The 11,258-nt window shown below is 60.3% G+C and carries 12 protein-coding genes; 7 read left to right on the top strand and 5 right to left on the bottom strand.

The features are described from left to right. Nucleotides 1-232 precede the first annotated feature (232 nt). Complete coding sequence (gene rhtA / locus ACIOMR_RS21775) at nucleotides 233-1,120, top strand: threonine/homoserine exporter RhtA (protein WP_003210146.1); 888 nt, start codon at nucleotides 233-235, stop codon at nucleotides 1,118-1,120. A gap of 167 nt (nucleotides 1,121-1,287) precedes the next feature. Further along, on the top strand, nucleotides 1,288-1,569 hold the full coding sequence (locus tag ACIOMR_RS21770) for a hypothetical protein (protein WP_003210144.1): 282 nt from the start codon (nucleotides 1,288-1,290) through the stop codon (nucleotides 1,567-1,569). Nucleotides 1,570-1,581: 12 nt separating this feature from the next. On the opposite strand, the gene ACIOMR_RS21765 is transcribed toward ACIOMR_RS21770, so the two are convergent. Next, nucleotides 1,582-2,142 carry a TetR/AcrR family transcriptional regulator gene (locus tag ACIOMR_RS21765; RefSeq protein ID WP_003210141.1) on the bottom strand — a complete coding sequence of 187 codons (561 nt, stop codon included), beginning with the start codon at nucleotides 2,140-2,142 and terminating at the stop codon, nucleotides 1,582-1,584. Nucleotides 2,143-2,231: 89 nt separating this feature from the next. Between ACIOMR_RS21765 and ACIOMR_RS21760 the strand changes: the two genes are divergently transcribed. Together ACIOMR_RS21760 and ACIOMR_RS21755 are read left to right on the top strand one after the other, a co-directional pair. Beyond that, nucleotides 2,232-2,963, top strand: coding sequence for an SDR family oxidoreductase (locus tag ACIOMR_RS21760; protein ID WP_102369597.1), 732 nt, complete (start codon nucleotides 2,232-2,234; stop codon nucleotides 2,961-2,963). Nucleotides 2,964-2,998: 35 nt separating this feature from the next. Continuing rightward, nucleotides 2,999-3,589: a 2-hydroxychromene-2-carboxylate isomerase gene (locus ACIOMR_RS21755; protein WP_008430864.1), complete on the top strand. Its 591-nt coding sequence runs from the start codon at nucleotides 2,999-3,001 to the stop codon at nucleotides 3,587-3,589. On the opposite strand, the gene ACIOMR_RS21750 is transcribed toward ACIOMR_RS21755, so the two are convergent. Then, nucleotides 3,586-4,581: a zinc-dependent alcohol dehydrogenase family protein gene (locus ACIOMR_RS21750; RefSeq protein WP_401196310.1), complete on the bottom strand. Its 996-nt coding sequence runs from the start codon at nucleotides 4,579-4,581 to the stop codon at nucleotides 3,586-3,588. The genes ACIOMR_RS21755 and ACIOMR_RS21750 overlap by 4 nt on opposite strands. 115 nt (nucleotides 4,582-4,696) lie before the next feature. On the opposite strand from ACIOMR_RS21750, the gene ACIOMR_RS21745 reads away from it, so the two are divergent. Further along, complete coding sequence (locus ACIOMR_RS21745) at nucleotides 4,697-5,605, top strand: LysR family transcriptional regulator (protein WP_008430860.1); 909 nt, start codon at nucleotides 4,697-4,699, stop codon at nucleotides 5,603-5,605. Here ACIOMR_RS21745 and ACIOMR_RS21740 read toward each other — a convergent pair. From ACIOMR_RS21740 to ACIOMR_RS21730, 3 genes are all read right to left on the bottom strand, one after another. Then, on the bottom strand, nucleotides 5,598-7,406 hold the full coding sequence (locus ACIOMR_RS21740) for an aminopeptidase P family protein (protein WP_401196307.1): 1,809 nt from the start codon (nucleotides 7,404-7,406) through the stop codon (nucleotides 5,598-5,600). The two genes, ACIOMR_RS21745 and ACIOMR_RS21740, sit on opposite strands and share 8 nt — an antisense overlap. A gap of 36 nt (nucleotides 7,407-7,442) precedes the next feature. After that, nucleotides 7,443-8,603, bottom strand: coding sequence for a cysteine desulfurase family protein (locus ACIOMR_RS21735; protein WP_087695274.1), 1,161 nt, complete (start codon nucleotides 8,601-8,603; stop codon nucleotides 7,443-7,445). A gap of 228 nt (nucleotides 8,604-8,831) precedes the next feature. Next, complete coding sequence (locus ACIOMR_RS21730; RefSeq protein WP_003210133.1) at nucleotides 8,832-9,101, bottom strand: hypothetical protein; 270 nt, start codon at nucleotides 9,099-9,101, stop codon at nucleotides 8,832-8,834. 397 nt (nucleotides 9,102-9,498) lie between these two features. Between ACIOMR_RS21730 and msuE the strand changes: the two genes are divergently transcribed. Then, nucleotides 9,499-10,062 carry an FMN reductase gene (msuE, locus tag ACIOMR_RS21725; protein ID WP_003210131.1) on the top strand — a complete coding sequence of 188 codons (564 nt, stop codon included), beginning with the start codon at nucleotides 9,499-9,501 and terminating at the stop codon, nucleotides 10,060-10,062. Nucleotides 10,063-10,071: 9 nt separating this feature from the next. After that, nucleotides 10,072-11,217, top strand: a complete 1,146-nt coding sequence (gene ssuD / locus ACIOMR_RS21720; protein ID WP_003210130.1) for an FMNH2-dependent alkanesulfonate monooxygenase — start codon at nucleotides 10,072-10,074, stop codon at nucleotides 11,215-11,217. The last annotated feature ends 41 nt before the right edge of the window (nucleotides 11,218-11,258 follow it).

Below are 11,258 nucleotides of genomic sequence, written 5' to 3'. Positions count from 1 at the left end.
TACCAAGGAGTTTTCCGTTTCGACTGCGCCGGAAGTGGGGCGAATTATAGACTTCCAGAATCTGCCGTCAACCCTTAATTCAGCTTTTCTATCAATCCATCCCGACAATCACGGAATTCGTCTATATAGGAAGGAACCGTTAACTAATTGAGCAATATATTGCCCAACGCTCAACAGTTAAGCATCATAGCCACTCGGTTTCTTTCAATACGACCTCGGACGAATACCCTCAATGACCACTTCCCCGCGTAGCCTGGCTTCGACACTGTTTCCGGTCGGCCTGCTACTCATTGCCATGGCCTCTATTCAATCAGGCGCCTCACTCGCCAAAAGCATGTTCCCCATCGTGGGCGCCCAGGGCACCACCACCCTGCGCCTGATTTTCGCCAGTGTGATCATGCTGCTCCTTTTACGCCCATGGCGCGCCAAGCTGACAGCCAAGTCGTTGCAGACGGTGATCGTCTACGGGATGGCGCTGGGGGGAATGAACTTCCTCTTCTATATGTCGCTGCGTACCGTTCCGCTGGGAATTGCAGTAGCCCTCGAATTCACCGGCCCACTGGCAGTCGCCATCTACGCTTCGCGACGCGCCGTAGACTTTCTCTGGATAGCCTTGGCGATTGTCGGACTTCTGCTATTGATCCCAGTGGGCGAAGCCAGCAGCGGCATTGACCTCACAGGCGCCGCCTATGCACTCGGCGCAGGTGCGTGCTGGGCACTCTACATTCTGTTTGGCCAAAAGGCCGGCGCCGACAATGGCGTTCAGACTGCGGCCCTCGGCGTAATGATTGCAGCGTTGTTTGTTGCACCGATAGGTATCGTCCACGCGGGCGCCGCACTCCTCACACCCTCGCTGATCCCGATCGCCATTGGTGTCGCGGTTTTATCCACCGCCCTGCCCTACACCCTGGAGATGGTCGCCCTGACTCGCCTGCCAGCCCGCACGTTCGGAACCCTGATGAGTATCGAACCCGCGTTCGGCGCCCTGTCCGGGCTGTTTTTCCTTCAAGAGCACTTGTCCTTGGCGCAATGGCTGGCCATCACCTGCATTATCCTGGCCTCGGTGGGTGCAACCCTGACCATGCGTAACGAATCAAAACCACTCGTTCCAGCCGATTGATTCAGGATTTGACGTAGCTATGGCATTTGCCGCTCAATTAGGCCATGTTTAGGTCGTAACCCAGTGTCATTCATGGAGATTTTCGATAAGGACATCATGAACGCTACACTCGAGAGCGAGCAAAGCCAGCTTCGTGCACTTAAGCGAGGCGGCTATTAAGGATAGTAATGAAGCGAATTTTGATGCTGTTCATGATTGTGGCAATCGCAGGTTGTGCCGCGACCACCAAGACCGAAGTAAAACGGGGAAAGAAGGGCCTGCATATCAACTGCTCAGGCCTGTCCTCTTCCTGGGACCAGTGCTACGCCAGTGCAGCTAATTCGTGTGGCGCCAAAGGCTATAAAGTCATCGCCAAGTCGGGGGACAACGCCGAAGACCCAGGCGACTACCCGTTCGGTCTTAACCCCGCCGGCTACACAAGCCGAAGCATGATTGTCATCTGCAAGTAACTGTCGATGACCTCACAGCCTCGACAGCTGCTGGCTGAGCACCTCGTAGTTCGATGACAGGACCTGTGCCTGCACCTGCGGGTCGACCATCATCCGCGCCACCACCAGGGCGCCGATGCATTGCGACAGAATCGACCACGCCAGGGCCTCGCTGCCCAGTGTTGCTGCCCACCCCACCTGCAATCGGCAAATCCAGTCCTGCGCCTGTTGACGAACGGCCACATCAGATCGCGCAATCTCCGCCCCCAGGCTCGGCAACGCACATCCGGCTTCGGATTGCTCCACATGGGCCATGCTCAAGTAGAACTTCAAACAGCGATCCAGCCGCTCACGGCTTTGCACCCCGTCGCCATTCAATCGCTCAAGGCTGTGGCTCAATTCACGCTCGACAATCGAACTGAACAATTCATCCTTCGAAGCGAAGTGGCTATAAAACGCACCGCCACTCAAGCCAATGGCCTTCATCAAGCCATCCACCCCGACACTGGCAAAACCCTCTTTCTTCGCCAGTGCCGCACTGCTGTCCAGAAGCTTTTCCCTGGTTTGCTGCTTGTGACTAGCCGAATATCGCATCGCTTCCTCCACTGTGCTGTCAGCTTGACGCCTGCTGGATCGTAGCATAACGTTCGTTTGGCAAACGATCGTTTACTAAAGGATCTCCCATGACGAACAACAAGAAAATCGTACTGGTAGTGGGTGCCGGCGATGCCACAGGTGGTGCCATCGCCAAGCGTTTCGCCCGTGAGGGTTACGTCGCCTGCGTCACCCGGCGCAGCGCCGATAAACTGCAACCCTTGGTGGATAGCATCCACGCAGCAGGTGGCGAGGCGCATGGCTTTGCCTGCGATGCCCGCAAGGAAGAAGACGTTATCGCGCTGATCGAGCGGATTGAAACCGAGCAGGGCCCCATCGAAGCCTTCGTGTTCAACATCGGCGCCAATGTGCCATGCAGCATCCTGGAAGAAACCGCCCGCAAGTACTTCAAGATTTGGGAGATGGCCTGTTTCTCAGGCTTCCTCAACGCGCGGGAAGTGGCCAAGCGCATGGTCACCCGTAACCGCGGCACCATCCTGTTTACCGGTGCCACGGCCGGGTTGCGTGGAGCCGCCGGCTTTGCCGCGTTCGCTGGAGCCAAACACGGGATCCGTGCACTGGCGCAAAGCATGGCTCGCGAACTGGGCCCACGGAATATCCACGTCGCCCACGTCGTCGTGGATGGCGCCATCGACACCGACTTCATCCGCGACAACTTCCCGCAAAAATACGCCCTCAAGGATCAGGACGGCATTCTCAATCCGGACCACATCGCCGATAACTATTGGTACCTGCACAGCCAGCCCCGGGACGCCTGGACCTTCGAGCTGGACCTGCGCCCCTGGAATGAACCCTGGTAAGCGCGCCCCATAACAATAAACTGCGAGTATCCAGCATGAGTAAAACAGTAGAATTTTTCTTCGACCTCGGCAGCCCTGCCACCTATCTGGCCTATACCCAACTTCCAGGCCTGTGCGCTGCAACCGGCACCCAGCTGATTTACAAGCCAATGCTGCTGGGCGGGGTGTTCAAGGCCACCGGCAATGCATCACCGGCCACCGTTCCCGCCAAAGGCCGCTACATGTTCCAGGACCTGGCACGCTACGCCCAGCGCTACAACGTCCCGCTCAAGTTCAACCCGCACTTCCCCATCAATACATTGACGCTGATGCGCGCTGTCACCGGTGTCCAAATGCGCCAACCCGAGCGTTTTCAGGATTTCATCGATTGCCTGTTCCGTGCCCTTTGGGTAGAAGGCCGTCACCTGGGTGATCCTGCTGTGGTGGCTGCGGTGCTGGCTGAACACGGCTTTGATCCCGAAGCAGTCCTCGCGTTGACGAATGACGATGCCGTCAAGGCCACCCTCAAGGACAATACCGAGCACGCCATCCAGCGCGGCGTATTCGGGGCACCTACGATGTTCGTCGACGACCAGTTGTTTTTCGGCCAGGACCGCCTGGAGTTTGTCCGCGAAGCGCTGAGCTAGATTTCAATCACCAGACGCCCTTGAGCGCCGCCGGCGAGTAACTCGCAGGCGGCGTTTGCCGAGTGCAGGTCGAATTGACGCCCGTCGAGAATCGGCGTGAGCTTCCCGTCATCAATCAACTGCGCCGCCTCGGCAAGGATCTGCCCGTGGTGCTCCCGCCCCTTGCCCGTCAGCATCGGCAGCAGGGTAAACACCCCGGAGTAAGTCGCCCCGCGAAACGACAACGGCGCCAGGCTATGAGAACCCCAGCCAAGACAACTCAGCACATGCCCGTGATAAGTCCTGGCCGCCCGGAAGGATGCATCCAGCGTCGGCCAGCCCACCGTGTCATACACAATGTCAAAACCTTCGCCCGCCGTGTGCAAGGCTACATACTCCTCGACGGTGTGCTGTTGGTAGTCGATAAACGTAGCGCCCAGCCCCTCGATCAACGCCCGCTGCCTGGCTGAACCGGTCGCAAACACCTCGGCGCCAAATGCATTAGCCACTTGCACGGCGACATGTCCTACACCACCCGCACCGCCCTGAATCAGTACTTTATGCCCCGGGCCTACATGCGCACGGTCCACCAGCCCTTCCCATGCGGTGATCAGCACCAGCGGCAATGCCGCGGCTTCGCGCATGCTCAGGGTCACGGGTTTTCTCGCCAGCAAGCGCGCATCCACCACGGCAAACTCCGCCAACGAACCCTGGAGGCCGCCCACTCCCGTCGCCAGGGCGTACACCTCGTCGCCCGCCTTCCACTCGTTGATACCCGGGCCCACCGTCTCGATGATCCCCGCCAAGTCCAAGCCAATCACAGCCGGCAACGGCTGACGGGCATGGGCCGCCTCGCCTGCTCGAATTTTCCCATCCAACGGGTTGAGGCCACTGGCCTTGATCTTCACCAGCACCTCACCATCCCCAGGCGTCGGCCTTGGAATCGTTGCCAGCCGTAACGGCCCATTCGCCACATCCACCACCAGGGCGTGCATTTGAGTTGTATCAGTCATGGTCGCGATCTCGATTCATCAGGAAGTGATCACCATGATGTGCCCGGCCACTCATGCCGATAAGACGCCAAACGGCTATAGTGGCCATGCTCATTTGGCATGAATCGGTAGCCCCATGGATAAGCTCAACGCAATGGCCATTTTCGTTCGAGTGATCGAGCGCGGGAGTTTCTCTGCGGTTGCCCGGGAGATGCAGACCACTCAGCCCACTATCAGCAAAGTACTGCGTGCACTGGAGACAGAACTGGGCGGCAAGCTGATTTCCCGCAGCACCCGCAAACTCTCCCTGACAGACGAAGGCCAGCGCTACTACAGCCATTGCCGACAAATCCTCGCGGCGGTGGATGCTGCAGAACACAGCTTCCAGTCCGGCAAGGAGGCTGTCGCCGGTCCGTTACGCATTGGCTCGTCGGTGAGCTTCGGTCGCCTGCACATCGCCTCACGCCTGGCGGGATTTCTCGATCGATACCCACAGGTACAGGTTGACCTGCAACTGAGCGATCAAAATCAGGACCTGGTCAGCGAAGGCCTGGACGTTACCCTGCGCATCGGCGAGTTGCGCGACAGCGGCCTGATCGCCCGGCAGATCGGCACTACTCACCGGGTCACCCTCGCCAGTCCGGCCTATCTGGCCAAACACCCGGCGCCGCAAACACCGCAAGAGCTGGCCCGGCACAATTGCCTGCTGTTCAACCTGCTCAGCAGCCAGAACCAATGGGTCTACGAAAAGGACGGGACGCGGCACAGCGTCAAGATCAAGGGCAACGCCCAGAGCAATAACTCCGAGGCTATACGCGAGATGGTATTGGCGGGGCACGGCATTGCGCTGTCGCCCCTGTGGTTGTTCTTTGATGACCTGAAGGCCGGCCGGGTGGTCGCCTTGCTGCAGGACTACACCCCGCAGTCGCTGCCGATTCATGCCGTTTCGGCACCCAATCGCCGCCAGTCCGCCCGGGTCAAAGCGTTTATCGACTACATGGCCGATGCCCTGACCCAGGCGCCCGAACTGCAGCCCCTCAGATAGCGGCCGTACGCACCTGCAACCATTCCAGTGCCGCGCCACTGAGCAGCGGGCTCAGGCGCTCAAGGACTTGCGCGTGGTAATCGTTGAACCACTGGCGTTCTTCCACCGTCAGCAACGACGGCTCCAGGCAACGGGTGTCGATCGGGCACAGGGTGAGTGTCTCGAACTTGAGGAACTCGCCAAACTCGGTCTTGCCCGCTTCACGGTTCAACACCAGGTTCTCGATGCGCACACCCCAACGCCCCGGACGGTAAGTGCCGGGCTCGATGGACGTAATCATGCCGGCCTGCATCGCGGTTTGCGGTGCGGCGACGGCTTGATAGGCGATCACCTGCGGGCCTTCATGCACATTGAGGAAATAGCCGACGCCATGACCGGTACCGTGGCCGTAGTCCACACCCTCGGCCCAGATCGGCGCACGGGCAATCGAGTCCAGCAGCGGCGAGAGAATGCCCTTGGGGAAATGTGCACGGGACAACGCGATCACCCCCTTCAGCACCCGCGTGCAGTCGCGCTTCTGCTCTTCGCTTGGCGTCCCGATAGGCACCATCCGCGTGATATCGGTCGTGCCACCCAGGTACTGGCCACCGGAGTCGATCAGCAGCAAGCCATCGCCTTCGATCAGCGCGTGTTCTTCTTCGGTCGCGTGATAGTGCGGCATCGCGCCATTGGCGTTGAATGCGGCAATCGTATTGAAGCTCAGCGACACATAATCCGGACGACGGGTACGCGCTGCCGTCAGGTGCTCATCAATGGTCAGTTCGGTGATGCGCTCACGGCCCAACGCGCTGTCGAGCCAGGCGAAGAATTCACACAAGGCCGCGCCGTCCTGCTCCATGGCCTGGCGAATGTGCTCGGCGTCCGCCAGGCTCTTGCGCGATTTGGCCAAGGTGGTCGGGTTAAGCCCCTCGATCAGCGTGACGCCACTGCCCAGGTTTTCCAGCAAGCCGGCGGTCACCCGGGCCGGGTCGACCTGCACACTCGCGCCCGAAGGAATGTCCTTCAACGCCGCTGCGACTTCGCTGTAATCGCGCAGGGTCACGCCATCCTGTTCCAGCACCGCGCGAAGCTCGGCGTCGACTTTGCTCAGGGCCACAAACAGCGTCGCCTGCTGCTGGCCGATCAAGGCAAACGAGACAAACACCGGGTTGAACGAAACGTCGCCACCCCGCAGGTTAAAGAGCCAGGCAATGTCATCCAGGGTCGCGATGAAATGCCAGTCGGCCCCCTTTTCCGTCAAGCTGGCACGCAGGGCTGCGAGCTTCTCGCCACGACTGACGGTGGCCTGGGGTGGCAGATGTTGATAGATCGGTTGGTTCGGCAAGGTTGGACGGTCTTGCCAGACTTCATTCAACAAGTCGATATCCGTGCGCAAGCGTGCACCACGTGCCTCCAGCTTGCTGCCCAGGGTGCGCGCCGAGGCCACGGCCATGACCGCACCATCAACGGCCACCACGCCGCCTTCCGGCGTTTGCTCCGCGAGCCATTCCAGCGGCCCGGGCTGGCCGGGTTGCAGCTTGACCAACTCGATGCCACTGCCCTTGAGCTCCTTGGTCGCCTGTTCCCAATAGCGGCTGTCTGCCCATACACCGGCAAAATCCGCAGTAACAATCAGCGTGCCCACCGACCCATGGAAACCCGACAACCACTGACGGCCCTGCCAGTAACCCGGCAGGTATTCGGACAAGTGCGGGTCCGCCGACGGCACCAACAGGGCATGAATGCCCTCGCGGCTCATCAGTTCGCGGGTGTGCGCCAGGCGCTGGGGAACCGTTCCATGGGTCAAAGGCTGTGTGCTCATCGTGTCTCCTGCTAACCACTAATAATTGTTATGGGGTCAAACGGCCCAGAACGCCGGTGCGCTGGCCAGTGCCGCCTTGATCAGCTGTACCGCCTGATCGATATCCTGCTCGGTGGTAAACCGCCCGAGGCTCAAGCGAATGGTGCGACCTGCGCTGCGGGCATCATGGCCCAGCGCCAGAAGCACATGGGACGGTGCATTGCTCGCCGAATTGCAGGCCGAAGTGGCCGAGAAGGCAATGCCCGCGCTCAACGCGGCGGAATTGAACTCGCCTTCGCTGAACGTCAGGCTCAGGGTGTGGGGAATGCGTTGGGTAAGGCTGCCATTGAGGCGCACCCCGGCAATTGTATTCAGCTGTTCCAGCAGGCGCTCGCGCAAGGCAACGATGGTCGCCTTTTCTTCAGCAAAGGACGCTGCCGCCAGGGCAAACGCGGTACCCATGCCGGCAATCTGGTGAGTTGCCAGGGTGCCCGAACGCAAACCACCTTCATGGCCACCGCCGTGAATCTGCGCCAGCACTTTCTGCTGCGCACGTGGGCCGACGTACAACGCGCCGATACCCTTGGGACCATAGAGTTTGTGTGCGGAAAATGACATCAGGTCCACTGGCCATTCGGCCAGGTCAATCTCGACCTTGCCTGCGCCCTGCGCCGCATCCACGTGAAACAGCGCGCCATGCTCGCGCACGCGTGCGCCAATCGCCCGGATATCGTTAAGAGTGCCCAGCTCGTTGTTCACCAGCATCAGCGACACCAGGAAGGTGTCCTCACGCAATGCTTCGCTCACCGCCTCGACACTGATCAAACCCTCGGCGTCCGGCACCAGGTACGTCACGGCAACCCCGGCTTCCTGCAACTGGCGAGCGGTGTCGAGCGTGGCCTTGTGTTCAATCTGGCTGGTGATGATGTGCCCGCCGGCCACGCCGCGCGCCTGGGCAACGCCCTTGATGGCGAGGTTGTTGGACTCGGTGGCACCAGAGGTCCAGACAATCTGTGCCGGCTCGGCGCCGACCAACTCAGCCACCTGGCCCCGTGCCTGCTCAACCGTTTGCCGGGCCTGTTGGCCGAACGCGTGGGAACTGGACGCAGGGTTGCCGAAGTTGGCATTGAAGCCCAGACACTCAACCATCACCTGGATGACCCGCTCATCCACCGGCGTGGTGGCGGCGTAGTCGAAATACAGCGGACGTTTATTCATGACGTTAAAGACTCGCAGAGCAGGTTCCCGAGAACAACGTCTCAGGGGCCGCAATCAGGAAGGAAGATGGTTTACCTGATCCCGTGCCGTTAAAGAAAGACCACTTTATTTAAAAGTGCGTAGGAACGCTCCTGAAATTCAGCTTAACAGGCTCGGGGAAACGGATGGCAAACAAAAAGCCCGAGGTTCCTGTGGGAAACCTCGGGCTTTTCAGACCTCGCCACTGACTCAACTGGGGCGACCGTGCAGCGTCATGCTGCGCTCGGCATTCATCTCGCCCTGACGGTCGAAACCGAAGGTGTTCTGTGGCCGGCCGGTCAGTTCGGCTTTCTTCTGTTGGTATTCATCAAATGACAGGCCTCGACGGCTCAGGGCTTCAAGCGCCAGTTCCTTGCTCTCCTCGGCCGAGTAGCCACGCAGTTCGGGCGACGAATGTGTCGCACAACCGGCAAGGACTGAGGTGACAAGCAATACGGAAATGGCGAGAAAACGGTTCATGGCGAAGGTCCTGCGAAACGGGCTGAAGTCAATGAGTACAGGCTACTCCCGCCCCTGCACGGTGAAAAATCATCAGCCGTGATAGTCGCTATCAACCTTTGCGACACTTCTGATAGTCGCGCCTTATATTCCATGTAGGTCTATAAATATGGAAATACGTTCATTTACGGAATAAACACAACCCTCTATAAATGGCCTCAACACTCACGCCACTGTTCGCCTGGCAACTGTTGCCCAGGCAACAGTCATTCAACAAAACACCAGGCAGACAACACCACCATTTTCCAACACCTGGCACAGAGGCCACGCCAGTCAAGGGCTGCACAGCTTGGTACAGCTCTTGCTCAAGCCCTGCTACTGCTCTTGCCCTGAGCCACTGTTGAAAAAGGAACTGTTGATGACCCGTCCACTGAATGTCGTTGCCCTCTCCGGCGGAACCTGGCGTCCGTCCCGCACCCTGGTGTTGACCCAGGCGGTGCTGGCCGAACTGGCCGATCAATTGCCGATCCAGGCCACCCTGATCGAACTGGGCGACATTGCCCGGCCGCTGGGCGGCGCACTGTCGCGCCAGGAATTGCCCGCCGACGTCGAAGCGCAACTGCAGGCCATCGAACAGGCCGACTTGCTGATCGTTGCCGCGCCGGTGTATCGCGGCTCCTACCCCGGCCTGCTCAAGCACCTGTTCGACCTGGTCGACCTCAACGCCCTGATCAACACCCCGGTGTTGCTGGCGGCCACCGGCGGCAGCGAACGCCACGCCCTGGTACTCGATCACCAGTTGCGCCCGCTGTTCAGTTTCTTCCAGGCCCTGACCTTGCCCATTGGCGTGTACGCCACCGAGGCCGATTTCACCGATTACCACATAACCAGTGAGCCCTTGAAGGCCCGCATTCGCCTTGCTGCAGAACGCGCCGCGCCGTTGTTTGCCGCGCATCCCACCTCTCTGCTGAAAATCGCTTAAGGATTTGTCATGGATGTTTTCTGGTTTCTGCCTACACACGGTGACGGCCACTACCTGGGCACCACCCAGGGTGCTCGCCCGGTCACCCTCAACTATTTGAAACAAGTCGCCCAGGCCGCCGACAACCTCGGCTACCACGGCGTGCTGATTCCCACCGGCCGCTCCTGCGAAGACTCCTGGGTGATTGCCTCGGCGCTGGTGCCGTTGACCGAACGCCTGCGTTACCTGGTGGCGATTCGTCCGGGGATCATCTCGCCAACCGTCTCGGCCCGCATGGCCGCCACCCTCGACCGGCTGTCCAATGGCCGCCTGTTGATCAACGTGGTGACCGGCGGCGACCCCGACGAAAACCGCGGCGACGGCAGCTTCCTCGATCACAGCGAACGCTACGAAGTGACCGACGAATTCCTCAAGATCTGGCGCCGCGTGCTGCAAGGCGAATCGGTGGATTTCGAAGGCAAACACCTGCGCGTGCAGAACGCCAAGGCACTTTACCCACCGGTGCAGAAGCCATATCCACCGCTGTACTTCGGCGGTTCCTCGGACGCTGCCCACGACCTCGCCGCCGAACAAGTCGACGTGTACCTGACCTGGGGCGAACCACCGGCCGCCGTCGCCGAGAAACTCGCCGACGTGCGTGAGCGCGCCGCCCGCCACGGGCGCACCGTCAAATTCGGGATTCGCCTGCATGTGATCGTGCGCGAAACCGAAGAAGACGCCTGGAAAGCCGCGGCCAAACTGATCGAGCACATCAGCGACGAGACCATCGCCGCCGCGCAAAAATCCTTCTCGCGCTTTGACTCCGAAGGCCAGCGGCGCATGGCCGCCCTGCACGACGGGCGCCGCGACAACCTTGAGATCGCCCCCAACCTGTGGGCCGGCGTCGGCCTGGTACGTGGCGGCGCGGGCACGGCCCTGGTGGGCAACCCTCAGCAAGTCGCCGAGCGCATCAAGGAATACGCAGACCTGGGCATCGAAAGCTTCATCTTCTCCGGCTACCCGCACCTGGAAGAGGCGTATCGCTTTGCCGAACTGGTGTTCCCGCTGCTGCCGGAACCCTACGCCAGCCTGGCCGGGCGCGGCGTCACCAACCTCACCGGACCGTTCGGCGAAATGATTGCCAACGACGTCCTGCCGGCAAAAGCCAAGGCCTGACCTGCCGTCTGCCGGGGCACGCCCCGGCACACCATGAGGAA

The sequence above is a fragment of the Pseudomonas sp. NPDC087814 genome, from assembly GCF_044742865.1.
In the GTDB taxonomy this organism is placed as follows: Bacteria; Pseudomonadota; Gammaproteobacteria; order Pseudomonadales; family Pseudomonadaceae; genus Aquipseudomonas.
The sequence above is the reverse complement of the archived record's forward strand: the minus strand, read 5'-3'. Positions and strand labels throughout refer to the sequence as shown.

Bases quoted from the DNA above. Each gene is read 5' to 3' on its own strand.
- rhtA (WP_003210146.1), top strand. From the start codon at position 233: ATGACCACTTCCCCGCGTAGCCTGGCTTCGACACTGTTTCCGGTCGGC.
- ACIOMR_RS21770 (WP_003210144.1), top strand. From the start codon at position 1,288: ATGAAGCGAATTTTGATGCTGTTCATGATTGTGGCAATCGCAGGTTGT.
- ACIOMR_RS21765 (WP_003210141.1), bottom strand. From the start codon at position 2,142: ATGCGATATTCGGCTAGTCACAAGCAGCAAACCAGGGAAAAGCTTCTG.
- ACIOMR_RS21760 (WP_102369597.1), top strand. From the start codon at position 2,232: ATGACGAACAACAAGAAAATCGTACTGGTAGTGGGTGCCGGCGATGCC.
- ACIOMR_RS21755 (WP_008430864.1), top strand. From the start codon at position 2,999: ATGAGTAAAACAGTAGAATTTTTCTTCGACCTCGGCAGCCCTGCCACC.
- ACIOMR_RS21750 (WP_401196310.1), bottom strand. From the start codon at position 4,581: ATGACTGATACAACTCAAATGCACGCCCTGGTGGTGGATGTGGCGAAT.
- ACIOMR_RS21745 (WP_008430860.1), top strand. From the start codon at position 4,697: ATGGATAAGCTCAACGCAATGGCCATTTTCGTTCGAGTGATCGAGCGC.
- ACIOMR_RS21740 (WP_401196307.1), bottom strand. From the start codon at position 7,406: ATGAGCACACAGCCTTTGACCCATGGAACGGTTCCCCAGCGCCTGGCG.
- ACIOMR_RS21735 (WP_087695274.1), bottom strand. From the start codon at position 8,603: ATGAATAAACGTCCGCTGTATTTCGACTACGCCGCCACCACGCCGGTG.
- ACIOMR_RS21730 (WP_003210133.1), bottom strand. From the start codon at position 9,101: ATGAACCGTTTTCTCGCCATTTCCGTATTGCTTGTCACCTCAGTCCTT.
- msuE (WP_003210131.1), top strand. From the start codon at position 9,499: ATGACCCGTCCACTGAATGTCGTTGCCCTCTCCGGCGGAACCTGGCGT.
- ssuD (WP_003210130.1), top strand. From the start codon at position 10,072: ATGGATGTTTTCTGGTTTCTGCCTACACACGGTGACGGCCACTACCTG.